20 protein-coding genes are annotated in these 25,294 nt (G+C 59.4%); 9 read left to right on the forward strand and 11 right to left on the reverse strand.

What is annotated here, in order from left to right; genetic code table 11:
* Positions 1 to 16: 16 nt before the first annotated feature.
* From AACY08_RS24850 to AACY08_RS24895, 10 genes are all read right to left on the reverse strand, one after another.
* Positions 17 to 1,975: an acetoacetate--CoA ligase gene (locus AACY08_RS24850; RefSeq protein ID WP_339471787.1), complete on the reverse strand. Its 1,959-nt coding sequence runs from the start codon at positions 1,973 to 1,975 to the stop codon at positions 17 to 19.
* 89 nt (positions 1,976 to 2,064) lie between these two features.
* Positions 2,065 to 2,838 carry a 3-hydroxybutyrate dehydrogenase gene (gene hbdH, locus AACY08_RS24855; protein ID WP_339415873.1) on the reverse strand — a complete coding sequence of 258 codons (774 nt, stop codon included), beginning with the start codon at positions 2,836 to 2,838 and terminating at the stop codon, positions 2,065 to 2,067.
* A 7-nt stretch (positions 2,839 to 2,845) separates the two neighbouring features.
* Entirely contained in the window at positions 2,846 to 4,237 is a 1,392-nt protein-coding gene (locus AACY08_RS24860) for a GntP family permease (protein ID WP_339471788.1), read from the reverse strand.
* A gap of 285 nt (positions 4,238 to 4,522) precedes the next feature.
* Positions 4,523 to 5,932 carry a sigma-54 interaction domain-containing protein gene (locus AACY08_RS24865; protein WP_339471789.1) on the reverse strand — a complete coding sequence of 470 codons (1,410 nt, stop codon included), beginning with the start codon at positions 5,930 to 5,932 and terminating at the stop codon, positions 4,523 to 4,525.
* Between the two features lie 57 nt (positions 5,933 to 5,989).
* A complete protein-coding gene (locus AACY08_RS24870; RefSeq protein ID WP_339471790.1) occupies positions 5,990 to 7,561 on the reverse strand; it encodes an ABC transporter ATP-binding protein in 1,572 nt (523 codons plus the stop codon).
* Positions 7,562 to 7,571: 10 nt separating this feature from the next.
* The gene (locus AACY08_RS24875) at positions 7,572 to 8,594 is read right to left on the reverse strand and encodes an ABC transporter permease (protein ID WP_339415879.1); all 1,023 of its coding nucleotides are present in this window, start codon (positions 8,592 to 8,594) and stop codon (positions 7,572 to 7,574) included.
* A complete protein-coding gene (locus tag AACY08_RS24880) occupies positions 8,594 to 9,655 on the reverse strand; it encodes a microcin C ABC transporter permease YejB (protein WP_339471791.1) in 1,062 nt (353 codons plus the stop codon). The genes AACY08_RS24875 and AACY08_RS24880 overlap by 1 nt, the downstream gene beginning before the upstream one ends.
* Positions 9,655 to 11,514 (reverse strand): extracellular solute-binding protein, encoded by a 1,860-nt coding sequence (locus tag AACY08_RS24885; protein WP_339471792.1) that lies wholly within the window; start codon positions 11,512 to 11,514, stop codon positions 9,655 to 9,657. Before AACY08_RS24885 ends, AACY08_RS24880 begins: the two co-directional genes overlap by 1 nt.
* Before the next feature lie 130 nt (positions 11,515 to 11,644).
* Positions 11,645 to 11,926: a peptidylprolyl isomerase gene (locus AACY08_RS24890; protein ID WP_339415882.1), complete on the reverse strand. Its 282-nt coding sequence runs from the start codon at positions 11,924 to 11,926 to the stop codon at positions 11,645 to 11,647.
* A gap of 148 nt (positions 11,927 to 12,074) precedes the next feature.
* Positions 12,075 to 12,569 carry a DUF1543 domain-containing protein gene (locus AACY08_RS24895; protein WP_339471793.1) on the reverse strand — a complete coding sequence of 165 codons (495 nt, stop codon included), beginning with the start codon at positions 12,567 to 12,569 and terminating at the stop codon, positions 12,075 to 12,077.
* Between the two features lie 106 nt (positions 12,570 to 12,675).
* Between AACY08_RS24895 and AACY08_RS24900 the strand changes: the two genes are divergently transcribed.
* Positions 12,676 to 13,497 (forward strand): aldo/keto reductase, encoded by an 822-nt coding sequence (locus tag AACY08_RS24900; protein WP_339471794.1) that lies wholly within the window; start codon positions 12,676 to 12,678, stop codon positions 13,495 to 13,497.
* A 52-nt stretch (positions 13,498 to 13,549) separates the two neighbouring features.
* Here the strand turns inward: AACY08_RS24900 and AACY08_RS24905 are convergent, their stop codons facing one another.
* Complete coding sequence (locus AACY08_RS24905) at positions 13,550 to 14,065, reverse strand: Hcp family type VI secretion system effector (protein WP_012724698.1); 516 nt, start codon at positions 14,063 to 14,065, stop codon at positions 13,550 to 13,552.
* Between the two features lie 474 nt (positions 14,066 to 14,539).
* Here AACY08_RS24905 and tssA point away from each other — a divergent pair, with 474 nt between their 5' ends.
* Genes tssA through AACY08_RS24945 form a run of 8 tightly spaced genes read left to right on the forward strand, consistent with a single transcriptional unit; the run spans position 14,540 to position 25,256 of the window.
* Positions 14,540 to 16,093, forward strand: coding sequence for a type VI secretion system protein TssA (tssA, locus tag AACY08_RS24910; protein WP_339471795.1), 1,554 nt, complete (start codon positions 14,540 to 14,542; stop codon positions 16,091 to 16,093).
* A gap of 32 nt (positions 16,094 to 16,125) precedes the next feature.
* Positions 16,126 to 16,623: a type VI secretion system contractile sheath small subunit gene (gene tssB / locus AACY08_RS24915; RefSeq protein WP_339471796.1), complete on the forward strand. Its 498-nt coding sequence runs from the start codon at positions 16,126 to 16,128 to the stop codon at positions 16,621 to 16,623.
* A gap of 28 nt (positions 16,624 to 16,651) precedes the next feature.
* Positions 16,652 to 18,127 (forward strand): type VI secretion system contractile sheath large subunit, encoded by a 1,476-nt coding sequence (gene tssC / locus AACY08_RS24920; RefSeq protein ID WP_339471797.1) that lies wholly within the window; start codon positions 16,652 to 16,654, stop codon positions 18,125 to 18,127.
* Between the two features lie 14 nt (positions 18,128 to 18,141).
* Positions 18,142 to 18,534, forward strand: a complete 393-nt coding sequence (gene tssE, locus AACY08_RS24925; protein ID WP_339471798.1) for a type VI secretion system baseplate subunit TssE — start codon at positions 18,142 to 18,144, stop codon at positions 18,532 to 18,534.
* On the forward strand, positions 18,524 to 20,311 hold the full coding sequence (tssF, locus tag AACY08_RS24930; protein WP_339471799.1) for a type VI secretion system baseplate subunit TssF: 1,788 nt from the start codon (positions 18,524 to 18,526) through the stop codon (positions 20,309 to 20,311). The genes tssE and tssF overlap by 11 nt, the downstream gene beginning before the upstream one ends.
* Positions 20,275 to 21,282 (forward strand): type VI secretion system baseplate subunit TssG, encoded by a 1,008-nt coding sequence (tssG, locus tag AACY08_RS24935; RefSeq protein ID WP_339471800.1) that lies wholly within the window; start codon positions 20,275 to 20,277, stop codon positions 21,280 to 21,282. The genes tssF and tssG overlap by 37 nt, the downstream gene beginning before the upstream one ends.
* Positions 21,283 to 21,294: 12 nt before the next feature.
* The gene (locus AACY08_RS24940; protein WP_339471801.1) at positions 21,295 to 23,727 is read left to right on the forward strand and encodes an AAA family ATPase; all 2,433 of its coding nucleotides are present in this window, start codon (positions 21,295 to 21,297) and stop codon (positions 23,725 to 23,727) included.
* On the forward strand, positions 23,724 to 25,256 hold the full coding sequence (locus tag AACY08_RS24945) for a sigma-54 interaction domain-containing protein (RefSeq protein ID WP_339471802.1): 1,533 nt from the start codon (positions 23,724 to 23,726) through the stop codon (positions 25,254 to 25,256). The genes AACY08_RS24940 and AACY08_RS24945 overlap by 4 nt, the downstream gene beginning before the upstream one ends.
* Positions 25,257 to 25,294 lie beyond the last annotated feature (38 nt).

Raw genomic sequence — 25,294 nt, forward strand, 5'->3', positions numbered from 1 at the left:
CCGGGGCTGAAACCTTTCATCCTTCAGCCAGTTCAGGGCGATTGCGAAACTGCTCCAGCGCCTGCGGGTTCGCCAGGGCGTCGGTGTTCTTCACGGGCTCGCCGTGCACCACATTGCGCACCGCCAATTCAACGATCTTTCCGCTGATGGTGCGGGGGATATCGGTGACAGCGAGGATCTTCGCCGGTACATGGCGTGGTGTGGTGTTGGCGCGGATCACCTGGCGAATGTGTTGCTCCAGGGCTGCGTCCAGGTCGACATCGTCGTTGAGGCGCACGAACAGCACCACACGAACGTCTTCCTGCCAGCGTTGGCCAATCGCCAGGCTTTCCAGCACCTGTGGGACTTTTTCCACCTGGCGATAAATCTCTGCCGTGCCGATGCGTACGCCGCCCGGGTTGAGCACGGCGTCGGAACGCCCGTGAATCAGCAAGCTGCCATTGGGCCGCTGTTCGGCGTAGTCACCCTGGGCCCATACGCCGGGGAACTGGCTGAAATACGAGGCGCGCAGTTTATGGCGCTCCGGGTCGTTCCACAGGCCGATCGGCATGGCCGGGAAATGCCGGGTGCACACCAGTTCGCCTTTTTCGCCGATCAGTGGCTGGCCCTGGTCGTTCCACACTTCAATGGCCATTGCCAGGCTCTTGCACTGCATTTCGCCGCGCCGCACCGGCAACACTGGGTTGCCGATCACAAAACAGGAGACGATATCGGTGCCGCCGGACATGGAGGACAGGCACAACTCGCGCTTGATCTCGCGATACACGTAGTCGTAGCTCTGCGGCGACAACGGTGAACCTGTTGAAATCAGGCCTTTGAGGCTGCTCAGGTCGTGGGTCATGCGCGGTTGCAGGCCGGACTTTTCCAGCGTGGCAAGAAACTTGGGGCTGGTGCCGAACACGCTGATCTTTTCCGCGTCGATCAGGTCGATCAGCCGCTCGGGGCCCGGGTGAAACGGCGAACCGTCATACAGCACCGCCGTGGCGCCGATGGCCAGCACCGACACCAGCCAGTTCCACATCATCCAGCCGCAGGTGGTGTAGTAGAACAGGCAGTCCTCGCGCGACAGGTCGGCGTGCAGGCCGTGTTCCTTGAGGTGGGTGAGCAGCACGCCGCCGGTCCCATGGATGATGCATTTAGGGATACCGGTGGTGCCGCTGGAATAGAGGATGTACAGCGGATGATCGAACGGTACGGCGACGAATTCCGGCTCGCCACCGGCTTGGTAGGCGTCCTGCCACAGGGAGATGCTGGCGTGGGTGCGGTAGTCCTCGACCCGCGCCTGGGGCCGTGCATAAGGCACGATGATCAACTGTTCCAGGGACGGCAGGCGCTCGAGGATTTCATTGAGCTTGGCGGTCTGGTCGATGTGCTTACCGGCATAGCGGTAACCGGCGCAGGTGATCAGCACTTTGGGTTCGATCTGGCCGAAACGGTCGATCACGCCCTGGGTGCCAAAGTCGGGCGATGAGCACGACCAGATCGCGCCCATACTGGTGGTCGCGAGCATGCCCACTAGGGTTTGCCAGGTGTTGGGCATGCACGCGGCAACCCGGTCGCCCTGGGTGACGCCGGCAGCGCGCAGGCTTTTTTGCAGGCCGGCGACATGGGCAGCCAGTTCGGCGTAGGTCAATTGCTCGCGTTTGCCGTCTTCGCCGATGGCAACCACCGCCGGGTGGTCGTCGCGGCGGCGCAGCAGGTGCTCGGCGAAATTCAGCGTGGCGCCGGGGAACCAGTGGGCACTGGGCATCTCGGTGTCTTCGATCAGCACGGCCGTGGGCGGACTGCGAAATTGCACGTCGAAGAACGCCACGATCGCCCGCCAGAAATCCGGGCGCTGGTCGATGCTCCACTGGTGCAGGTCCGGGTAGTCGCTGAGCTGCACGCAGTAGTGGTCGTTGAGGTAGCGGCGGAACTGGTCCATGCGCGTGTTGGCGATGCGTGCCGGGGAGGGTTGCCAGAGGATGTCGGACATAAAGCTGCCTCTTATTCTTTGAACGAAAGCAGGTCAACACTGTGGGAGCAGGTAAGCCAGCTCCCACCTTTGATCGCTGTTAGCTGGAATTACTGTGCCAGCCAACCGCCATCCATATTCCACGCCGCACCGCGCACCTGGCTACCCGCCTCGCTGCACAAAAACAGCACCAACTCACCCAGCTGCGGCGGCGTGACAAACGCCAGTGACGGCTGCTTCTGTGCCAGCAAATCATGCTGCGCCTGCTGCGGGTCCACGCCATTGGCGGCGCGATCATCAATCTGCTTCTGCACCAGCGGCGTCAGCACCCAGCCAGGGCAGATGGCGTTGCAAGTGACGTTGCTGGTTGCCGTTTCCAGGCCCACTACTTTGGTCAGTCCGATCACGCCGTGCTTGGCCGCCACATACGCCGCCTTGCCCACGGAACCGACTTGCCCATGCACCGACGCGATATTGACGATGCGCCCCCAGCCCTTGGCTTTCATGCCTGGCAAGCTCAGGCGCGTGCTGTGGAACACCGAGGACAGGTTGATCGCGATGATCGAGTCCCAACGCTCAACCGGGAAGTCTTCCACCGCCGCGACGTGCTGGATGCCGGCGTTATTCACCAGGATATCCACGCCGCCGAATTCACGCTCGGCGTAGGCGATCATGTCGGCGATCTGCGCCGGGTCGCTGACGTCGGCCGGGTGATGGCCGACCTTGCCGCCAAACGCTTGCACTTGCGCGATCACCGCGCCGGCGTCGCCGAAGCCGTTGAGGATCAGATTGGCCCCGGCCTTTGCCAGGCTCAACGCGATGCCCAAGCCGATGCCGCTGGTGGAGCCGGTGACCAGAGCGGTCTTGCCGTTCAATGTCGTCATGAAAACCTCACACAATGCCGGTGGCGTAGAAAGTACCGATCACCACAAACACCGCGAGGGTCTTGATGATCGTGATGCCGAAAATGTCCTTGTAGGCTTCGCGGTGGGTCAGGCCAGTCACCGCCAACAGCGTGATCACCGCGCCGTTGTGGGGCAGGGTGTCCATGCCGCCGCTGGCCATCGCCGCCACCCGGTGCAGCACTTCTAGGGGGATATTGGCCGCATGGGCCGCCGAAATAAAGCTCTCGGACATGGCCGCCAGGGCAATGCTCATGCCGCCCGACGCGGAGCCGGTAATACCGGCCAGCAGGGTCACGGTAATTGCTTCGTTGACCAGCGGGTTGGGAATGCCTTTGAGCCAGTCTGCCAGTACCAAAAAGCCTGGCAACGAGGCGATCACCGCGCCAAAACCGTATTCCGAGGCGGTGTTCATCGCCGCCAGCAGCGCACCGCTGACCGCACTTTTACTGCCTTCGGCCAGCTTGCTTTTGATCGCCGACCAGCCGAACACCAGCACCATGATGATGCCCACCAGCAACGCCGCCTGCACCGCCCAGATTGCGGTCAGCTTGGCGATGTCGGTGGTCACCGGTGTGCTCATGCCCGGCAGGCTGAGGCTGTGGGCCTTGCCGTACCACTGCGGGATCCAGTGGGTGAACAACAGGTTCATCACCCCCACCAGAATCAGCGGCGACAGCGCGATCCATGGGTTGGGCAGGGTCAGGTTCTCAGCGGTTTCGGGCTCGTTGCGCAGTTCGGTGCCATAGCCTTCACCGGCACGTTGCGCCTTATTGCGCTGGCGCGCGAGGTACAGCATGCCGGCGCAGAACACGAAGATTGTGCCGACCAACCCCAGCCACGGCGCGGCCCAGGCGGTGGTGTTGAAGAAGGTGCTGGGGATGATGTTCTGGATCTGCGGCGTGCCGGGCAGGGCGTCCATAGTGAACGAAAACGCACCGAGGGCGATGGTTGCCGGTATCAGCCGCTTGGGAATATTGCTCTGGCGAAACATCTCCGCCGCGAACGGGTACACCGCAAACACCACCACGAACAGCGACACGCCGCCATAGGTGAGCAGGGCGCAGACCAGCACGATCACCAGCATCGCCTGGCGCGTGCCGAGCAAGCGGATCGCGGCGGCGACAATCGAGCGCGAGAAGCCCGACAACTCGATCAGCTTGCCAAACACCGCACCGAGCAGGAACACCGGGAAATACAGTTTGATAAAGCCGACCATTTTCTCCATGAACACCCCGGTAAACGCAGGGGCGACGGCGGACGGGTCGGTGAGCAGCACAGCGCCGAGGGCGGCGATGGGGGCAAACAGGATAACGCTGTAGCCACGGTAGGCAGCCAGCATCAGCAGCGCCAGGGCTGCCAGGGCAATGATCACACTCATGGTGTGTCTCCATCGGGTTGTTATTTTTGTGGGGTGAGGCTGAAGGAGGGCTATAGCGAGATGTGTGCCAAGATCACAAGCTATTGAAATATAAGGATATTTAAGATTACTCAAACAACAACTCTAAGGTTTGTCTCTTATTTGAGACAAATGCAGTTCAAATGTGGGAGCTGGCTTGCCTGCGATAGCGGTCTACCTGCTAGCCTATATGCAAGCTGAACCACAGCGATCGCAGGCAAGCCAGCTCCCACATTAGGTTGTCTTGAATTCGAGAGTTATGTCTCTTTATTGAGATTCGCTGATGCCCAACGCCACCATTTTCTTATACAGCGTCGAGCGCCCAAGCCCCAGCCGCTTCGCCGCCTCCACCACATTCCCCCCACAGTCCCTCAACGCCGCCCCAATCACCTGCCGATCAAACCGCGCCCGCGCCGCGCTGAAACTCTCCCCCTCGACCGGTGCCAGCGCACTGTCACGCTCCACCGGGGTGAACGTACCAATCGCCGCACGAATTTCCCGGGCATCCAACACCAAGTCATCACTCAACAACGCCGCGCGCTCCAGCACGTTACGCAGCTCACGGATATTCCCCGGCCACGCATGCTGCGCCAATAACGCTAACGCTTCATGATCCAGTTCATGCTGGCTGCGCAGTTCCTCAAGGATCGCCTCACTCAGCGCCGGGACATCCTCCAGCCGCTCACGCAACGGCGGTACCTGGATCGGCAGCACATTCAGCCGGTAATACAGGTCCGCACGAAATTCGCCGCGCTTGATCGCCGCCTCCAGGTCCATGGACGTCGCGGCAATCACGCGCACATCGCTGTGCAGCATCTCGTTGGAGCCTACTGGCTCGAATTCTTTTTCCTGCAATACCCGCAGCAATTTGCTTTGCAGCGGCAGGGGCATGTCCCCGATCTCGTCGAGGAACAGCGTGCCGCCTTGGGCGATCTGGAATTTACCGGGACGGCCCTTGCGGTCAGCACCGGTAAACGCGCCCGGTGCGGTCCCGAAGAACTCGGCTTCCAGCAGGTCTGCGGGAATCGCCGCGCTGTTGACGCTGACAAAGGCCTTGTGCGCCCGCGTGGAGGCGCCGTGAATCGCCTGGGCGAGCAACTCCTTGCCGGTGCCGGTTTCCCCCAGTAACAATACCGGCGATTCGGTACTCGCACTGCGCCGCGCCCGGCGTTTCACTTCAAGGCTGGCGGCGCTGGTGCCGATGAAGTGCGCAAAGTTGTATTTGCTCTGGCGCGAACGCAGCAATGAGCGTGTGGAGGCCAGCTCCTGTTGCATGCTCAGGTAACGTTCGATCAATGGCGACAGGTTGCGCAGCTCATCAAACAAGGCAAAACCAATCGCCCCGATCACCGCGCCTGCGTCGTTGTGGATCGGCAGGCGCATTACCACCAGCGGGCCTTTGGGCGTGTCTTGGATATCCAGCAAGATCGGCTGATCATTGCGCACCACCTGGCGCAGCAGGCTGTTGGAAATCACCTGTTCACAGGGCTGGCCGATGGCTTCGTCAGCGCTTTTCAGGCCGAAGCGCTTGGCGTAACGCTCGTTCATCCAGACAATATTGGCGTCGCGGTCGACAATCACTGTGCCCTCGCTGGACTGCTCGATAATCTCGAACAGCGACTGGATGGCCAGGCCGCGAACCTGTTGGTAGTCCTTGAGGTTATCGGTGATGTTCATGTTTAGGCTACCAACACAAATTGGACATGGAATCGCGATCCTTGTGGGCGCGCACGCCTATAAGGGAATATGCGCCGCTGCTAAAAGCTCTTTGGTATAGGCATGCTGCGGTGAATCAAACACCTGGTGGCTCGCGCCGGCCTCCACCACCTTGCCGTCCTTGATCACGATCATGTCGTGGGCCATGGCGCGCACCACCGCCAGGTCATGGCTGATAAACAGGTAAGTCAGGCCGTATTTCTGTTGCAGTTCACGCAGAAGTGCCACCACTTGTTTCTGCACCGTACGATCGAGGGCCGAGGTGGGTTCGTCCAGCAGCATCAGCGCCGGCTTGAGCACCAGGGCGCGGGCGATGGCGATACGTTGGCGCTGACCGCCAGAAAACTCATGCGGATAGCGGTGGCGGCTAGCAGGGTCAAGGCCCACGTCCTCGAGCACCTGAACCACCTGCGCATCGCGGTCGGCCAGGCTGCACGGCGCGTGTACTTCCAGGCCTTCGCTGATGATCTGCTCCACGGTCATGCGTGGGCTGAGGCTGCCGTAAGGGTCCTGGAACACCACCTGCATCTGCTTGCGCCATGGGCGCATTTGCTGGTTATTCAGCGGGTCGAGGGCTGCACCCTGGAAGCGGATACTGCCGGTGGAATCGAGCAAACGCAGGATCGCCTGGCCCAGGGTGGATTTACCCGAGCCAGACTCGCCGACGATCCCCAGGGTCTTGCCACGCTGCACGCTGAGGCTGATGCCATCCACCGCACGCAGATAGGTTTTGCGCCGAAACAGGCCGCTGCTCAGCGGGAATTGCACGCTCAGGTCGTCGACCTGCAACACCGTCTCGCGCTCATCGCTGCACAGCGCATCACCGGCCGGTTCAGCATCCAGCAGCAGGCGGCTGTAAGGGTGCTGAGGCGAATTGAACAGGGTCTGGCAGTCGGCCTGTTCGACAATCTCCCCGGCGCGCATTACGCACACGCGTTGGGCAATGCTGCGCACCAGGTTGAGGTCATGGCTGATCAGCAGGAGCGACATGCCCAGGCGTTGCTGTAAGGACTTGAGCAGCAGCAGGATCTTGCGCTGCACGGTCACGTCCAGGGCGGTGGTGGGTTCATCGGCGATCAGCAACTCCGGCTCGCAGGCCAGGGCCATGGCGATCATCACCCGCTGGCGTTGACCACCGGAGAGCTGGTGCGGGTAGGCCTTGAGCCGCTCCTGGGGTTTCTGGATGCCCACCAGCTCAAGCAATTCGAGGATGCGCGCCTGCGCCGCCTTACCGCCCAGGCCCTTGTGCACCAGCAGTGTTTCGCCGATCTGCTTTTCGATGCTGTGCAGTGGATTGAGGGAGGTCATCGGCTCCTGGAAGATCATCGCAATGCGGTTGCCGCGCAGCTTTTGCAGGGTTGCCGCTGAGGCACCGATCAATTCCTGGCCACGATACTTCACCGAACCTGTGGTTTGCGTACCCGCTTCGGGCAGCAATTGCAGGATTGAATGGGCCGTTACCGACTTGCCCGAGCCCGACTCGCCCACCAGCGCCAGGCATTCACCGGGGCGCACATCCAGGCTCAGGTTGCGCACCACGGTCTGGCCACTGAACGCGACGCTGAGGTCGCGGATTTCGATCAGGTTCATACGGGAGCACTCACGAACGGGGGTCGAAGGCATCACGCAGTGCCTCGCCGATAAATACCAGCAGCGACAGGATCAGCGCCAAGGTGAAAAACGCCGTCAGGCCCAGCCACGGCGCTTGCAGGTTCTGTTTACCCTGGGCGATCAGTTCGCCCAGCGACGCGCTGCCTGCCGGCATGCCAAAGCCCAGAAAATCCAGCGCGCTCAAGGTCGAAATAGCCCCAGTCAAGATAAACGGCAGGTAGCTCAACGTCGCGGTCATCGCGTTGGGCAGGATATGCCGGCGAATGATCTTGCCGTCACCCAACCCCAACGCGCGTGCAGCCTTGACGTATTCCAGGTTGCGCCCGCGCAGGAACTCGGCGCGCACCACATCCACCAGGGCCAGCCAGGAAAACAGCGCCATGATCCCCAGCAGCCACCAGAAATTCGGCTCGACAAAGCCGGAAAGGATGATCAGCAGGTAAAGCACCGGCAGCCCGGACCACACCTCCAGAACGCGCTGGCCAATCAAATCCACCCAGCCACCGTAGTAGCCCTGCAAGGCACCCGCCGCAATGCCGATGGCGGCGCTGATCGCCGTGAGCGCCAAGGCAAACAGGATCGACACCCGCGCGCCAAAGATCACCCTCGCCAACACATCCCGCGACTGGTCATCGGTGCCCAGCCAGTTCACCGTTGAAGGTGGGCTGGGGGCAGGGCGGGTCAGCTCGTAGTTGGGCGTGTCATCGCTGAACGGGATCGGTGGGAACAGCATCCAACCGCCGTCGTGGTTGATCAGCTTTTGCACGTAATCGCTGCGATAGTCGGCCTGGAACGGCAGCTGACCACCGAATTGCTGCTCGGTGTAACGCTTGAACACCGGGAAATACAGCTCGTTCTTGAAGCTCAGCACCAAGGGCTTGTCGTTGGCGATCAACTCGCCGCCGAGGGTCAGGATAAACAGGCCGATAAACAGCCACAGCGACCACCAGCCGCGACGGTTCTTCTTGAACCGCTCGAAACGCCGACGGGCAACGGGAGACAGATTAAGCATCAGGCGTTCCTCGCGGCGAAGTCGATACGCGGGTCCACCAGGGTGTAGCAGAGGTCACCGATCAGTTTTATCAAGAGGCCGAACAACGTGAAGATAAACAACGAGCCGAATACCACCGGATAGTCCCGCGATACCGCGGCTTCGTAACTCATGCGGCCCAGGCCGTCGAGGGAGAAGATCACTTCGATCAGCAAGGAACCGGCGAAGAACACACTGATAAACGCCTGGGGAATGCCCGAGATCACCAGCAACATGGCGTTGCGAAATACATGGCCGTACAGCACGCGTCTTTCGCTCAAGCCCTTCGCGCGTGCGGTAACCACATACTGGCGCGTGATTTCATTGAGAAACGAGTTTTTGGTGAGGATCGTCAGCGTGGCGAAACCGCCAATCACCAACGACGTTACCGGCAATACCAGGTGCCAGAAATAATCGGCGATCTTGCCCACGGTGCTCAGTTCTTCGAAGTTTTCCGAGACCAGCCCGCGCACCGGGAACCAGTTCAGCGAGGTGCCGCCGGCAAACACCACGATCAGGAACATCGCGAACAGGAACGCCGGCATTGCATAACCAATGACGATGGCGGTGCTGCTCCACACATCGAAGCTGCTGCCATGGCGCACGGCCTTGCGAATTCCCAGGGGGATCGACACCAGGTAGGTGATCAGCGTTGCCCATAAACCAAGGGAAATGGTCACTGGCATTTTTTCCAGGATCAGGTCGATCACTGTTTTACCGCGAAAGAAGCTGTTACCAAAATCCAACTGGGCATAGCGCTTGAGCATCAGCCACAGGCGTTCCGGCGCGGGCTTGTCGAAACCGTATTGTTTTTCGATGTCCTTGATCAACTTCGGGTCCAGGCCACGACTGGCGCGGGAACCGCTGCTGATGCCTTCGCCGGATGAACCACCGACGCCACCGCCGCCGATGCCTTGCAGGTGGGCGATGGCTTGCTCAACCGGACCGCCGGGGGCGGCCTGTACGATCACGAAATTCACCAGCAGGATGATCACCAGCGTCGGGATGATCAGCAACAAGCGCCGCACGATATAGGCAAACATCAGCGCGAACCTCCGCGTTTTTTCAGCTCGGCTGTCATTTGTTCATTGGTCAGTGGCGTGGGGCTGATTTCCCACCAGGTTTCCAGGGCTTCGTCGTTCTTCGCCTCGATGGCCGGGCGACCGAAGCGGTTCCACCACGCGGCCGAGGTGCCCGGTGGGTAGTAGTTGGGGATCCACAGGTAATTCCATTGCAATACCCGGTCCAGGGCATGCGCGTAGGTGAGCATCTGCGCCTGGGTGTCGGCCTTGACCAGGCCTTTGATCAAGGTGTCGACGGCCGGATCCTTGAGCACCATGTAGTTATTGGCGCCGGGGTCATAGGCCGCAGCCGAGCCGAAGTAGTTGTAAAGCTCCATGCCTGGCGACGTGGTGACGGGAAAGCCGATCACGATCATGTCGTAATCCCGAGTCATGATCCGATTCACGTACTGCGAAGCGTCAATACGGCGGATATTCAAGGTGATGCCGATCTGGGCCAGGTTGCGTTTGTACGGCAGCAGCAGACGCTCAAGGCCGTTCTGCGTATTGAGGAATGTGAACGCCAGTGGCTCGCCCTCGGCGTTCACCAGCTTATCGCCTTCAGGTCTCCAGCCGGCGTCTTCCAGTAAGGCCAGGGCTTGCAGCTGTTTGTCGCGAATCATGCCGCTGCCATCGGTCACCGGCGCCTTGAACACCTGGGTGAAGACCTCGTCGGGGACCTGGCCGCGCAAGGGCTCGAGAATCGCCAGCTCTTCTTTGCTTGGTAACTGGCTGGCAGCCAGCGGGCTATTGGAGAAGAAGCTCTGCTGGCGGATGTACATGTTGCGCATCATCTGCCGGTTGGCCCATTCGAAGTCCCACAGCATCGCCAGCGCCTGGCGCACGCGGCGGTCCTTGAACATCGGTTTTTGCACGTTGAATACATAACCCTGGGCCGCTTGCGGCATCTGCTTGGCCAAATGCGCACGTTGCAAGCGGCCATCGTCGAGGGCCGGGCCGTTGTAGCCGATGGAATAGCCGGTGGCGGAAAACTCGCGGTTGAAATCATAGGCGCCGCCGCGCAAGACCTGGCGGGCCACTTCGGTGTCACCGAAATACTCCAGGCTCAGGTGATCGAAGTTGTACAGGCCACGGCTGACAGGCAAGTCCTTGCCCCACCAATTCGGGTCGCGGGTAAAGGTGATGGTGCTTCCGGAGTCGATCTTGCTGATTTTGTACGGACCGCTGCCCAGCGGGGCCTCGTAACCGCCACCATTGGCGAAATCACGGGTTTTCCACCAGTGCTCCGGGAAGACGGGCAGGGTGGCAATGTCCAGGGGCAGGGTGCGGTTTTCATTGCTGGAGAAGTCAAAACGCACCTGGCGCTCGCCCTCGACTTCGACGTGCTTGACGTCGGCGAACAGCGTGCGAAAGCGCAGGCTGCCTTGGGTCATCAACAGGTCGAAGCTGTAGCGCACGTCTTCGGCGGTGATCGGCTTGCCGTCAGCAAAGCGTGCCTTGGGGTTGAGGAAAAAGCGCAGCGACAGGCCATCGTCGGCGCGCTCCATGTTCTCGGCGACCAGGCCGTAGACCGTGTAGGGCTCATCCAGGGAGCGCTGTGCCAGCGGCGCATAGAGCCAGCCATCGACCTGGGAAACACCAATGCCTTTGTCGATATACGGCAGCACATGGTCGAAGCGCCCGATTTCGATCGCCGATCGGCGCAGGCTACCGCCCTTGGGGGCATTCGGGTTGGCGTAGTCGAAATGGCTAAAGCCCGCGGGGTACTTGGCCGGTTCACCGTATACCGTAAGGTAAGGTTGGGGTGCCGCAATCAGGGCGGTGCTGGTCAGCAACAGGACCAGCGTCGAGCTAAAAAGGTAGGAAAAAGCCAATCGCATTGTCAGCCTTGAACGCCGTGTGAAGTAGAAAAGGGATTTGTACGCTAACGGCATCAGCGTCGCCAGTCGTCACATGCACAACGGCCCACCAAAAGGCGGGCCGTTGTTTATAGCATCAGCGCAGACTGGATCAGTCCTGGCGGCTGGTGACTTCCAGCAGGTGGTAGCCGAACTGGGTTTTCACCGGGCCTTGCACGGCGTTGACCGGGGCGCTGAATACGACAGTGTCGAACTCTTTTACCATCTGGCCTGGACCGAACGACCCCAGGTTGCCGCCGTCGCGGCTGGACGGGCAGCTGGAGTTGGCTTTGGCGATTTCTGCGAAATCGGCGCCGCCTTCGATTTGGGCCTTGAGTTCGTTGCACTTGTCTTCAGTGGAAACGAGGATGTGACGGGCGGTGGCTTTGGCCATGGGAAGTAACTCCTTGAGTAAAAGGGTGAGCGTACCGGATTCAGGCGGTTATTTCCTGGCAAAGTTCCACTGGGTTTTGGGTGCTGCGCTAAACCTGGGTAGGCATCTATCCATTGTTCAGCTGCTTCGGCGTAGCGCTCATAAGCGTTCAAAGCAGGACGATATAGTCGTTTTGCTGGGTGATGGGCCGATGCGGGCCTTGTACCAAGTGCAGATAACGGCCATCCACCAGGTCGATGGGGAGGCAGTCGTCTATATCCATCACAGCGTCAGTATGGGCCTGGGACCAGTGACGCAGCATCTGTTGCTTGCCTTTGCTCATCGCTTCCTGCTTGTTGCGTGCGACCACCAGCAGGTAGTGGTGAGCCTCGCCAAAGCTGTTGGCTTCATAACCACCCAGGTTGATGAAGTACAGGTGATGCGCGCCGGCAGCCGGTGCCAGGTGGCTTATCTCGACTTTCCAGCCGTCGACGCCGTCCACTGCCATCCACGAATCGATATGCACGCCCTTGGGGCTGCCGAACCAGTCGGCGCGCAATTGCGGGTAGGCTGCTTCCAGCGTGTCGGCCACAGCGAATATCACATCGTGCACTTCAATCTTTGCGCGAGGGTGCTTGCCCCCAAGCATGACGACAAACAGCATTGCAGGTTCTTCCTGGCGACTTGGCAAAGGCTAACCATACTTCGATTGAACCCTTTTGTCCGGTCAATGCCACACTGTTAATCCGCGAACTCATCAGGAGGTTGTCATGCGTACCATTGATCTGGCGGGCGTTCCCGTCCCTGTCATCGGCCAGGGAACCTGGCGCATGGGCGAAAACCCCGACCAGCACCGCGCCGAAGTCGCGGCGTTGCAACTGGGCATTGATGAGGGCATGACCCTGATCGATACTGCCGAAATGTATGGCGAAGGTGGTGCTGAAACAGTCGTCGGCGAAGCCATTCGCGGTCGGCGTGACCACGTGTTCCTTGTGAGTAAGGTCTACCCGCACAACGCCAGTCACAAAGGCGTTCCCCGTGCCTGTGAAGCCAGCCTCCAGCGCCTGGGCACGGACTACATTGATCTATATCTGTTGCACTGGCGTGGCCAATATCCTCTTGAAGAAACCGTCGACGCCTTCGAGCGCTTGCGCGAAGCCGGCAAGATTGGCCGGTGGGGCGTCTCCAATTTCGACGTAGCCGACCTGCAGGAGCTCGCATCCCCAGCCTGCGCCACCAACCAAGTGCTCTACAACATCGAGGAGCGTGGTATCGAATTCGACCTGCTGCCCTGGTGGCAACAGCATCACTTGCCCTTGATGGCGTACTGCCCGATCGCCCAGGGTGGCGAGTTGTTAGCCAGCCCGACCCTCAAGCAGATAGCGCGGCGCCACGAGGTTACGCCCGCCCAGGTTTCTCTGGCCTGGGTGTTGCGCCAGGACGGTGTGATCGCGATACCCAAGGCCGTCACCCCGGAGCACGTGCGACTCAACGCCGCAGCCGCCAAGCTGGTACTGGATGAGCACGACCTGGACGCTATCGATCACGTGTTTGGCGCGCCCAAGCGCAAGCATGCGTTGGCGATGGTATAGCCAGCTGGCAGGAACGGCGTCTTCCTTGGCGCCGTTCCTGTATCAATCCTATCTAGCCTGCAACCGGGCTGCGCCAGTCATCAGACCCCGATGTCCCGGACACTTCATGGGTCCACACGATCTTGCGATACGTGAAGTACACATCTTCCAGGTGCGTGAAATGGGCGTTGTCCGGGTCCTGGCAATTGGGCATGCGTGACTGGATGTCAACGATGGTCGCCCCTTCCAACTCAATGGTGAAGTAGTGTTCCTGGGTGCCGGCCGACGAGGTGCGCAACCACTCCAGCCGACACTTGACCTCTTCGCCGCTGGTCAATGCGCTGAACAGCAATGGCGAAGACTTATCGAAGACCTTGCTGATCATCAAAGGTTTGTGGACCCTCTGTCCCGTTGGCTGGCCCGACTGCGGATCGCGGGGAATGATCACCTGATGAGCAAAGGCCTGGACCAGGATCTGGTCCTCATGGCCTTCCTGATAAATGTTACCTACCGAGTCCTGGGTAAACGTGCCTGCCGTAATCAAACCTTGTTTGACACCGGTGATGGAGAGATACGCGGGTGTTGGCATGACGGGTTTCCTTGCCTGATTAATGAGGTAGCCCCAACCGATAATTGTGCCGGCTGGGCAAATACCTCTAACAAGAAGCGTGCCTGAAAGTACGTCGCCCAATAAAAGTAGGGGGCGGCTTTATATGCGGATAGAGTTTCTATGAGATAGGCGGTTTTTAATTGCTTTGGAAGGTATTTGATTGCGCAGTGGTGCGCATTTAGTTGCTCAGGTAGATCGCTTGGTAAACCTTACAGTTTTCGAAGAGGGCGAGCACCTACAGTTGTTTAAGTGCGCAAAAAGCTGCGCATTCTTCGATTTAGGATGTTTGTAGGAAAAGGATTAAGTGTAATTCCGTCGCTTGCTGAATGTTATAGGCGTGGCTAAGGTTTGGGAGCTCTGCAGGGGTTTCGGCAAAGTAAAGATGGCTTTCTGATACGCAGTTTTAATGTGATTAGTTAGCCTTTTTTCTCGGTTAGTTGCGCGCGGTGCCAAATGTATTATTCGGACGAGCTTTGTGATTATTGGCTTGAAGTTGCACGGTCGCCGTGTACGCAAACACGTTTTGCGGGCAGCGATATGCGCTTTTCAAGCGAGTATGAAGTCTTGGAATCAGAGCTGGCCAAGGTGCAGTCGATTCATGGCAACGGCCAGCCCGATTGGCATAAGGTCCTGGAAACCAGCGAGATCCTGTTACGCCAGCAGTCCAAGGATCTGAAGGTGGCCGTCTGGCTGACCTGGGCGCTGCACCACCGTGAATCCTTCCCAGGCTTACTGGCCGGGCTCGGGTTGCTGCGTTATCTCTGCGAGCATCATTGGTCGGTGGTCTACCCTGAAAAACCGCGCACTCGCGGCGCGGCATTCGGATGGTTGGTGTTGCGCCTTGAACCCCTGTTTATGCAGAGCCCGCCGCTGCAGAGCCAGCAGCCTCTATTCCGTGCCGTGCTTGAGCACCTGATATGCCTCGATGAACTGTGGGCCAAGCACTTGGGGGATGACGCGCCGCTGCTGCTGCCGATACGCAGGCAATTGGCCCAGCGATTGGAGCGGGCTGCGCAGGGCGACACCCCGGCGGTGGGATTGAGTGGCGTCATTGCGCAGGTCAAGCTGGCGACCAGCCAATTGCTCAAACCCGAAGCGGTGGTGGACAACGAAAAAGACGCCAGCAAGTTGCTGCGTACGTTGCAGGAACAAGCCCGTTCCCTGTGTGCCTGGTGGTTGCGCCAGAACGCTACTGACCTGCGCGCCCTGCGCCTGAATCGAACATTGACATGGCTGGCACTCGCCAGCTACCCGGATGCCGATAATGAGCGGGTGACTGCCTTGCGCGGGCCAGCCCCCGACAAGCTCAAGCGTTATCACGAACGTTTTGCCCAAGGCCATCACGCCGACCTGGTGCTTGAACTCGACGCCAGTCTCTGCGGTGCGATGTTCTGGTTCGATGGGTTGCGCATGCTCTGGCAATGCCTGGAGGCCTTGCAGGCCGAACAGGCCATGACCGAGCTGGAAGTGACCTTCGCTCTGTTGTTGCAACGCTTGCCGGAGCTGCCGGCTTTTCGCTTTTACGACGGCGCCCCTTTTGCCGATGCCGTCACGCGCGACTGGATCACGCTGCAGGTTGCGCGTCATCTACAAAGGCCCGAATCACCCACAGCGGTGGTTGATGCCGAAGCCGAGCCCTGGGAGATCGCCTTGCAAGCCGTGGCACCCCGGCTGCTAAAGGAAGGGCTCAAGGCCGCCATCCATGAACTCCAGCAAGGCATGCATGCCGCTCGCAGTGATCGCGCGCGTTTTTATTGGCGGCTGGCCCAGGCGCGCCTGTGTGTACAGGCCGGCAAACATGAGTTGGCGAAGATCCAACTCGAACACCTCGACCACGAATTGCAAGGCACAGGCCTTGAACGCTGGGAGCCGGAGCTGGCCCTCCAAGTCACCCAGCTTTTGTATCGCTGCTGCGATCTGCTGCCACAAAACCACGCCGTGCGCGAACGCAAGGAAGACGCCCACCGCAGGCTGTGCCTCTTCGATCTGGAAGCGGTACTTGAATAGGCTTTCGAGCCACTTGAAAAAGGAGATACACCATGGCCAAAGAAGCTTCGGTAGCCCCTAAGGAACGGATCAATATCACGTTCAAACCCGCCATCGGCGGCGCGCAGGAAGAAGTCGAACTGCCATTGAAATTGTTGGTACTGGGCGATTTCACCCAGCGTGAGGATGTGCGCAAGCTTGAAGATCGCAAGCCTATCGCGATCGACAAGAACACTTTGGATGACGTGCTGGCCAAGCAGGCGTTGAGCTTGACGCTGAACGTGCCCAACCGCCTGCAGGAGGAGGCAGACGTTGAGGAGCTGTCCATTCAGGTCGGCATTAATTCCATGAAGGATTTCAATCCCGCGAACCTGGTTGAACAGGTTCCCGAGCTGCACAAGCTGATGGCGTTGCGCGAGGCACTTATGGCGCTAAAAGGACCATTGGGCAACACCCCGAGCTTTCGCAACGCTATCGAACAGGCCCTGGCCGATGACGAGTCCCGCGCACGGGTATTGGCGGAACTGGGGCTGGACAGCCCCGACACCTGACATTTTTCAGTAAAAGGACACTGACCACATGACGACACAACAGCACTCGCTACCTGCACAAACCGCTGACCAGTACAGCATCCTCGACAACATAGTTGCGCAGACACTACTGAGTGCTGACGACGAGGCGTATGGCATTGCCAAACGCGGGGTCTCAGCGTTTATCGAAGAGTTGATCAAGCCGCAAAACCGTGGCGAGCCCGTCAAGAAACGCTTGGTCGACCGCATGATTGCCGAGATCGACACAAAGCTCAGCCGGCAAATGGACGAGATTTTGCACCACCCGGACTTCCAGGCGCTGGAAGCCTCCTGGAAAGGGCTGCAATTGCTGGTTGACCGCACCAACTTTCGCGAGAACATCAAGATCGAGCTGCTGAACGTCTCCCGCCAAGACCTGCTGGAAGACTTCGAAGACTCACCGGAAGTGACTCAGTCCGGGTTGTACAAACATATCTACAGTGCAGAGTACGGTCAGTTTGGTGGCCAGCCTGTGGGGGCGATTATCGCCAACTACTTCCTGTCACCCAGCGCGCCCGATGTAAAGTTGATGCAGTACACATCCAGTGTGGCTTGCATGGCCCATGCGCCTTTTATTGCTGCCGCCGGGCCGGCGTTCTTCGGATTGGAAAGCTTCACCGGTTTACCGGACCTCAAAGATCTGAAGGACCATTTCGAAGGCCCGCAATTCGCCAAATGGCAAAGCTTTCGCCAAAGCGAAGACGCGCGTTATGTCGGATTGACGGTACCGCGATTCCTGCTTCGTACGCCCTACGATCCCCTTGAATGTCCAGTCAAGACCTTCGCCTACCATGAAAACGTGGTCAACAACCATGAGCACTACCTGTGGGGCAATACTGCCTACGCCTTTGCCACGCGCCTGACTGACAGTTTCGCGCGGTTTCGCTGGTGCCCGAACATCATTGGCCCGCAAAGCGGTGGGGCAGTGGAAGACTTGCCTTTGCATCACTTCCACAGCATGGGCGAAATCGAAACCAAGATTCCGACTGAAGTACTGGTGTCTGACCGTCGTGAATACGAACTGGCGCAAGAGGGCTTCATTGCCTTGACGATGCGCAAGGGAAGCGACAATGCCGCGTTTTTCTCCGCCAGTTCGGTACAAAAGCCGAAATATTTTGGCCTCAGTCCCGAGGGCAAGGAAGCCGAGCTGAATTACCGCCTGGGTACCCAGTTGCCCTACATGATGGTCGTCAATCGACTGGCCCACTACCTCAAGGTCCTTCAGCGTGAGCAACTGGGGGCGTGGAAGGAGCGCACCGACCTTGAGCTGGAACTCAATAAATGGATTCGCCAGTACGTGGCCGACCAGGAAAACCCTAGCGCCGAGGTGCGTGGGCGGCGCCCCTTGCGCGCAGCGCGCATTGTTGTCAGTGACGTCGACGGCGAGCCCGGCTGGTATCGCGTCAACCTGAGTGTGCGGCCGCACTTCAAGTACATGGGGGCAGACTTCACGCTGTCCCTGGTTGGCAAGCTCGACAAAGAATGAGCAGAGGCCAGGGAATGCCCCACCACCAAAACCTTTTCGAGCGCCTCGCGGCTGCCCCCGCCTGTGGAGTGACATCCGTCGCCATCCATCTCGGGAAAATGCTAAGTATCCGTGCAGGCAGCGTACAGACGCTGCCGGACTACGGTTTGCCCGACCTCAATGATATGAATCAGAGCCTGCATGAATCATTGAGTCAGTCACGTCTGTTGATCGAGCGATTTATCCGAGCCTACGAGCCGCGCTTGAAGCATGTGCGGGTCACAACGCTGCCGCGGGATCATGACCCATTGGCCCTGGCGTTCGCTATCGAAGCCACGCTGATGGTCAAGGGTACCCGGCAGCCCGTGGTGTTCACCGCGCGGCTATGTGACACCGGTCGTGTAGAGGTCATGCCGGATGTCGTTTAACCGTTATTACCAAAGCGAGCTCAGTGCGTTGCGCCAGCTTGGACGGCGGTTCTCCGAACGCAATCCGGCGCTTGCTCCCTTTCTCGCAGAGTCAGGCCAGGACCCGGATGTAGAGCGTTTGCTGGAGGGCTTTGCGTTTCTCACGGGGCGCCTGCGGCAGAAGCTGGATGACGAGCTTCCTGAACTGACGCATTCGCTGATGCATTTGCTTTGGCCGAACTACATGCGACCGATGCCCGCGTTCAGCATCCTGCAATTCGACCCCTTGAAACAATCCGGCCCTGGTGTGTGGGTCGCACGGGATACACCGGTCGAAAGCGCCCCAGTCAACGACGAACGATGCCGTTTTCGTACCTGTTACGCCACGCAGGTTCTACCGCTGCGACTGAGCGCGCTGGAGTACAGCTGCCAAGCAGCGTGTGCGATTTTGAGCCTACGCCTGGACGTGAGCGGCGAAGGAAATTTTTGTGAATCGACCTTCGATCATTTACGCCTGCATCTGACGGGAGATCGCTACATCAGCCAGGAGCTCTACCTTAGCCTGTTGCGTCATCTTGAAGGTATCGAGTTGCTGCCTTTGGGCCGCGATGGCCTGCCGCTCGAGGGGGTTGATGGTCAGGCAATATCGCTGCGATTGAGCGCCGACCGGGTACAACCCGTGGGGTTCAGTGAGGAGCAGGCGTTGATTCCGTATCCGTCGAACACTTTTCGCGGGTATCGCCATCTGCAGGAGTACTTTGCCTTTCCCGACAAGTACCTGTTTGTCGATGTGGGTGGCCTGGAGGTAATGCGCAGTTTGCCCGGTGCATTGCTCAAGCAACTGTACGGTGTGATGTTGCGATTCGAATTGCGCAATCCATCGCGTGAATCCCAGGTGCCTACCCTGGATAACGTGAAGCTGTACTGCACGCCCATCGTCAACTTGTTCACGCATGACGCCGTGCCGATTCGCCTGGATGGCAAACAAGACGAATACCTGCTGGTTCCCGGCGAGTATTCACGAGAGAACGCTAGCGTGTTTTCCGTAGACAGTGTCACCGGTTGGCAGCCTGGGGGGCTCGGATATCAGACCTACGTACCCTTCGAGTCCTTCGAGCATGATGGCGATACTGACCTTTCGCAAGGCGCACCGAGTTACAGCATTCGCCAGCGGACGTCGTCTCAGCATACGGGGCTCGATACCTGGCTTGGCTTTGGTAACGGGCTGGCGCTGGAGCCACAGACGCTGTCGATCGAATTGACCTGCACCAATCAAAACCTGCCTCGGCTGTTGCAGGTAGGCGATATAAATCAGCCTTGCGAGCAGACGCCCGAGGGGTTGTCGTTCCGCAATATCTGCGCACCGACAGCAAGTTTTTCTCCGCCCCTGGACCAGGATTTTCTGTGGCGGCTTATCAGCAACATGTCGCTCAACTACCTGTCATTGAGCGACATCAATGCTCTGAAGGTGATCCTCCAAACCTACGACTTTCCCCGCTATCACGACCGACAAGCACAGAAGGTCAGCGAGAGAAGGCTGGGTGCGATGCGATCCGTCAGCCATACAGCTGTCGACCGATTGCTGCGTGGTTTGCCGTTTCGCGGAGTGCGAATCGATCTGACCATCGACCCCCAAGGCTTTTTGGGGCAGGGCGAGGTATTCGTGTTCGCCTCGGTGCTCAACGAATTTTTCGCGCTCTACGCCAGCCTCAATGTCTATCACGAATTAAGAGTCATCAGCACACAAGGAGACGTGTACCTATGGTCACCAAGGATGGGGCAGCAGCCCCTGCTTTGACGCAACTGTCCCGGGTCATTCGCGAATATTCGCTGTTCCAGGCGGTTTTGCAGGTGATCGAGCGTCTGCGCGATGCTCATCCGTTGTTGGACGACGACGCGCTGTATGACCTGTTGGACTTTCAGGCCAACCCCGGCCTTGGTTTTCCCGGTCACGATATTGACCGGGTGGAGTTTTTTATCGAGCACGATCAGTTACGTGCGCGTCTTCGCCTCAACGTGTTGGGCTTGTGCGGTGCGGGATCGCCATTGCCTGCGTTTTACGGCGAGCAGGCCTGTGCCGATGAAGTAGGGGGCAACACTACGCGAGACTTCCTGGACGTGTTTCACCACCGCCTGCAACGACTGATGCTGCCGATCTGGCGTAAATACCGTTATCGGGCGTGTTTCCAGGCGGGCGCGCGCGATGCCTTTTCCGAGCAGATGTTTGCGTTGATCGGGTTGAGAGGGCAGCAGATTCGCAATGCGGCGCAATTGGACTGCAAGCGGCTGTTGCCCTACCTGGGGTTGCTTAGCCTGCGGGCATATTCGGCAGCCATGATCGAGACGGTGCTGCGCTACTACTTCAAGCACCGCCGCTTGTTCATCGAACAATGGGTCTTGCGCACGGTAGTGACGGCCGACTCGCAGAAAAACCGGCTGGGTGTTGCGAACAGCATGCTCGGCCATGACCAGGTACTGGGAAGTCGTGTCGCCGACTGTAGTGGCAAGTTCAGGGTGCATTTGCAGGGCCTGGGCTGGCACGCATTCCAAGGTTTTTTACCCACTGGCAAGGACTACCCGCTGCTGTGTGCGTTGGTGCGGCTGACCACGCGGGATCCTTTGGCGTATGACCTACGCCTCGTACTGGCCAAGGAAGAAATCAGGCCGTTGCACATTGGCGAACACAACGTTTGTCGACTCGGCTGGACCAGTTGGCTGGCACATGAGTGCGCCGACGGTGTGGTTCTGGTGCCAAGCAGCGCTCACTAGGGATGAATCATTATGATGAATGTGGATCTGCAACAACTTATCCAGACATTGACTACCCTGACCCGCCGAGATTTGGAGCGCGCTGCTGAACGCTGCGTAATGCGCGACGGCAAGGAAGTGCTGGTGGAAGACCTGCTGTTGACTTTGCTGGAGCATCACGACGGCCTTCTTGTACGGGCATTGGCTGATGCGGGTATCGAAGTTGGCGAGCTGCAAGCCACACTGCAGCCCAAGGGTGAGTCGAGTGCCTCGCGCAATCCAGTGTTTGCCCAGGCGCTTGTGCAGTGGCTCCAACAGGCCCTGATGGTTGCCCATCTCGAGCTGAGACAGACTGAGGTCGATCACGCCGCCCTATTGCTGGCACTGTTGCGTCACCCGCTAAACCACGCAGGAAGTGGCTATCAGCGTTTACTAGGCCGATTGGATGCGCAGCGTGTACATGGCTTCGTGTCCAGTCAGGCGCCTGAAATTCATCCTGCGCGCCAGGATGAGTCATTGCTGGAACGCTTCACCCAAGACCTGACACGCCAGGCTCATGAAGGGCGTATCGATCCGGTGTTGTGTCGCGATGCCGAGATCGGCCAGTTGATCGACATACTGATGCGCCGGCGCAAGAACAATCCAATACTCGTCGGCGAAGCCGGGGTAGGCAAGACGGCCGTTGTCGAAGGCCTCGCGCTGCGCGTTGCGAGCGCCCAGGTGCCGGCGCCTCTGCAAGATGTGAGGGTGTTGACTCTGGACATGGGCCTGCTCCAGGCCGGTGCAAGCATCAAGGGGGAGTTCGAACGGCGCCTCAAGGGCTTGATCGACGAGGTCAACGCCTCGGCAAAGCCCCTGATCCTGTTTATCGATGAGGCGCATACGTTGGTAGGCGCTGGTGCCCAGGCGGGTGCGTCGGATGCCGCCAATCTGCTCAAGCCGGCGCTCGCGCGTGGCGAGCTGCGTACCATCGCCGCCACTACTTGGTCGGAATACAAGAAATACTTCGAAAAAGATCCAGCATTGGCTCGGCGTTTCCAGCCTGTAATGGTTGGCGAACCCAGTGTCGAGCAGGCGATTTCGATCCTGCGCGGGCTGGTGTCGGTCTATGAGCGCAGCCATGGTGTGTATGTGCGGGACGACGCGGTGGTGGCGGCGGCGAAAATGAGTGCCCGTTACCTGGCCGGGCGCCAGTTACCCGACAAAGCGGTAGATGTGCTGGACACCGCCTGCGCCCGCTTGAGGATCAGCCGTGAAACAGCGCCGCTCGCGTTGCAACGCCTGTACGCGGAGCAAGCAGAGGGCACGCGGCAGCTCCAGGCTTTGAGCCGAGACAGGGACGAAGGGCTTACCGTCGATGAGCAAGTCTTGCGTGCGCTCAACCTGCGCATGGAAGGCATGCAGTGCGAGCGGCAGCATCTGGAGCAACATTGGCTGGAACAGAAAACAGTGGCGCAGCAGGTGTGCCCGCGCCTGGTGGCTGAGGTCATTAGCGCCTGGACCGGTATCCCGGTTGAGCAACTGGCACTTGAGCCCAGTGCGCGGGTCCTGGGCTTTGCCGATGCGCTGCGTTCGCGCATCCTCGGTCAGGAACACGCGGTGCGGGCCTTGGATCGCAATCTGCGCGCCGTTGCCACAGGGCTCAATAAAGCCGACGCGCCGGTCGGTGTATTCCTGCTGGTCGGCCCAAGTGGCGTGGGCAAGACCGAGACTGCGCTCGCCCTCGGCGATCTGCTGTATGGCGGTGAGCGTTTTGTCACCACCCTCAACATGTCGGAATTCCAGGAAAAACACTCGCTGTCTCGGTTGATTGGCGCGCCACCCGGTTATGTTGGTTTTGGCGAGGGCGGAGTGCTGACCGAAGCCGTGCGCCAACGCCCGTATTCGGTGGTGCTGCTCGATGAGGTTGAGAAGGCCGATCCGGAAGTGTTGAACCTGTTCTATCAGATTTTTGACAAGGGCCTGGCCAATGACGGGGAAGGCCGGGAGATCGATTTCCGCAACACTTTGATCCTAATGACTTCCAACTTGGGCAGCGAGCGTATTGGTGAACTGTGCGCAGGTGGTCAGCGACCTGACGTGCAGGTGCTGCAAGAGGCGATCCATCCGCTGCTGCGCGACCATTTCAAGCCTGCGTTGCTGGCCCGGATGCGCGTGGTGCCGTATTACCCCGTCACGGGTGAAGTTCTGTATGACTTGGCAAGGCTCAAGCTGGAACGACTGGGGCAAAGGTTGCAACTGCGCAAGTTGGTATTCAGCTATACGCCAGAGTTGGTTGCGCACATGGCCGAGCAGTGTATCCACAGCGACAGCGGCGCTCGTTACATTGACCAATGGCTCGAACTCCATTTGTTGCCGCAGGTGGTGGATCGGCTGCTGGAGGCCATGGCTCAGGGCGAATCCCTGGACCATGTGCATGCATACCTTGCGGGTAGCGGCTATCCAGTCTGTGAGTTCAGCCAATGAGGGACAACCGGTCCACCCAGATACCCCATCCCCTGGCCCACGCCGATGTGTTGCTTGGCTGGTTCATTCGCCTCGGAATTGATGGCGACGAAGCCACTTTGCCCGGGCTGTGCGTGGCGGCGGTGGCGCAACTGAGCCAGTGTGAACTCAGTCAATTGTATTGGCGAGATGAATCCACAGGCCGACTTGAACTGATCGCCCAGCATTTACCCGACGTGCTTGGCCTCGGCGATCTGGTCTGCACGGAGGACTTTCAGCATGAGCAGGTCTTGCACTACGTGCTTAGCCATCAAACTGCCTTGAGCCTGGAAGACCTCACAGGCAGCGTTTACGAATGCGGCTTCCTGCCTGCGATGGCGACGCCTTGGCGGGCGCTGTCATGCGTGCCGCTGTTCAACCGAGGCAGGGCTATCAACGGCGTGCTGCTGTGTGCCAGCCAGTGCCGGAAAAATCTGCACGACTGCATCACCTCCCTGGGCCAACTGGGCAGTTTTGCCTTGATGCAACTGGCTTTGTTGCGGCGTAGGTGCTCCTCAGAAAGCCTCAACCGGTCAAGTGGCTGCACGCTTCCCTCACGTACGGCATTTGGTTTGATCGGCAGCAGTACGGCCATGGATGAAACGTATCGCCTGATCGGCAAGGTTCTGCATACCCCCTACACCGTATTGCTGCGCGGCGAGACGGGCACCGGTAAGGAGGTGGTGGCGCGAGCGATCCATTCTGCGGGGCCGCGCAGCGGCAAAGCTTTCGTGGTGCAGAATTGTGCAGCGTTTCCCGAAGGGCTGCTGGAAAGTGAACTGTTCGGCTATCGCAAAGGCGCTTTCACAGGGGCTGAGCGCAACCATGCCGGGCTGTTTGACACGGCGCACGGTGGCACGCTGCTACTTGACGAAATCGGCGATATGCCACTGTCGCTGCAGGCCAAATTGTTGCGGGTGTTGCAGGAAGGTGAAGTCCGCCCCTTGGGCGCGAGTGCGGCACACAAGGTTGATGTGCGCATCATCGCCGCGACTCACCGTGACCTAGGCGCGATGGTGGCTCAAGGCAGTTTCCGTGAAGACCTTTATTACCGGCTGGCGCAGTTTCCCATCGAGTTGCCGCCCCTGCGCGAGCGCGACGGCGATGTGTTGCTGCTGGCGCGGGAATTCGCGCAAAAGGCTTCTGCTGCGCTTGGACGCGAAGCGGTGGCGTGGTCCAACGCAGCCCTCGATCAACTGTCGAGTCACACCTTCCCCGGCAATGTCCGTGAACTCAAATGCCTGGTGGAGCGTGCGGTACTGCTCTGTGATGACGGTGTGATCCTGCCGGCGCACCTGTCCTTGTCTGTGCCACCCACCAATGAGCCCATTGATACAACGTTGCGCCAACGCCTGGAGCGGGTAGAGCGGGTATTCCTGATCGATTGCTTGCACAAGAACCGTGGCAATCGCACCCGTACTGCGCGCGAGTTGGGCGTCGCACGGCGCACGCTGCTCTACCGGCTCGCGCGCCTGAAGATCCCCGTTGGCGATGTTCGCGAGGAGTGCTGATTTGGGAGCGTGTAGGCCCTTACTTTCATGGGAGATAC

The sequence above is a fragment of the Pseudomonas sp. EL_65y_Pfl1_R83 genome (assembly GCF_963970695.1).
Lineage (GTDB): Bacteria > Pseudomonadota > Gammaproteobacteria > Pseudomonadales > Pseudomonadaceae > Aquipseudomonas > Aquipseudomonas tritici.

Bases quoted from the DNA above. Each gene is read 5' to 3' on its own strand.
- tssF (WP_339471799.1), top strand. From the start codon at position 18,524: ATGTCGTTTAACCGTTATTACCAAAGCGAGCTCAGTGCGTTGCGCCAG.
- AACY08_RS24940 (WP_339471801.1), top strand. From the start codon at position 21,295: ATGATGAATGTGGATCTGCAACAACTTATCCAGACATTGACTACCCTG.
- AACY08_RS24875 (WP_339415879.1), bottom strand. From the start codon at position 8,594: ATGCTTAATCTGTCTCCCGTTGCCCGTCGGCGTTTCGAGCGGTTCAAG.
- tssB (WP_339471796.1), top strand. From the start codon at position 16,126: ATGGCCAAAGAAGCTTCGGTAGCCCCTAAGGAACGGATCAATATCACG.
- AACY08_RS24850 (WP_339471787.1), bottom strand. From the start codon at position 1,975: ATGTCCGACATCCTCTGGCAACCCTCCCCGGCACGCATCGCCAACACG.
- AACY08_RS24895 (WP_339471793.1), bottom strand. From the start codon at position 12,569: ATGCTGTTTGTCGTCATGCTTGGGGGCAAGCACCCTCGCGCAAAGATT.
- tssE (WP_339471798.1), top strand. From the start codon at position 18,142: ATGCCCCACCACCAAAACCTTTTCGAGCGCCTCGCGGCTGCCCCCGCC.
- AACY08_RS24905 (WP_012724698.1), bottom strand. From the start codon at position 14,065: ATGCCAACACCCGCGTATCTCTCCATCACCGGTGTCAAACAAGGTTTG.
- AACY08_RS24900 (WP_339471794.1), top strand. From the start codon at position 12,676: ATGCGTACCATTGATCTGGCGGGCGTTCCCGTCCCTGTCATCGGCCAG.
- AACY08_RS24870 (WP_339471790.1), bottom strand. From the start codon at position 7,561: ATGAACCTGATCGAAATCCGCGACCTCAGCGTCGCGTTCAGTGGCCAG.
- AACY08_RS24860 (WP_339471788.1), bottom strand. From the start codon at position 4,237: ATGAGTGTGATCATTGCCCTGGCAGCCCTGGCGCTGCTGATGCTGGCT.
- AACY08_RS24880 (WP_339471791.1), bottom strand. From the start codon at position 9,655: ATGTTTGCCTATATCGTGCGGCGCTTGTTGCTGATCATCCCGACGCTG.
- AACY08_RS24885 (WP_339471792.1), bottom strand. From the start codon at position 11,514: ATGCGATTGGCTTTTTCCTACCTTTTTAGCTCGACGCTGGTCCTGTTG.
- AACY08_RS24865 (WP_339471789.1), bottom strand. From the start codon at position 5,932: ATGAACATCACCGATAACCTCAAGGACTACCAACAGGTTCGCGGCCTG.
- tssC (WP_339471797.1), top strand. From the start codon at position 16,652: ATGACGACACAACAGCACTCGCTACCTGCACAAACCGCTGACCAGTAC.
- hbdH (WP_339415873.1), bottom strand. From the start codon at position 2,838: ATGACGACATTGAACGGCAAGACCGCTCTGGTCACCGGCTCCACCAGC.
- tssA (WP_339471795.1), top strand. From the start codon at position 14,540: ATGTATTATTCGGACGAGCTTTGTGATTATTGGCTTGAAGTTGCACGG.
- AACY08_RS24945 (WP_339471802.1), top strand. From the start codon at position 23,724: ATGAGGGACAACCGGTCCACCCAGATACCCCATCCCCTGGCCCACGCC.
- AACY08_RS24890 (WP_339415882.1), bottom strand. From the start codon at position 11,926: ATGGCCAAAGCCACCGCCCGTCACATCCTCGTTTCCACTGAAGACAAG.
- tssG (WP_339471800.1), top strand. From the start codon at position 20,275: ATGGTCACCAAGGATGGGGCAGCAGCCCCTGCTTTGACGCAACTGTCC.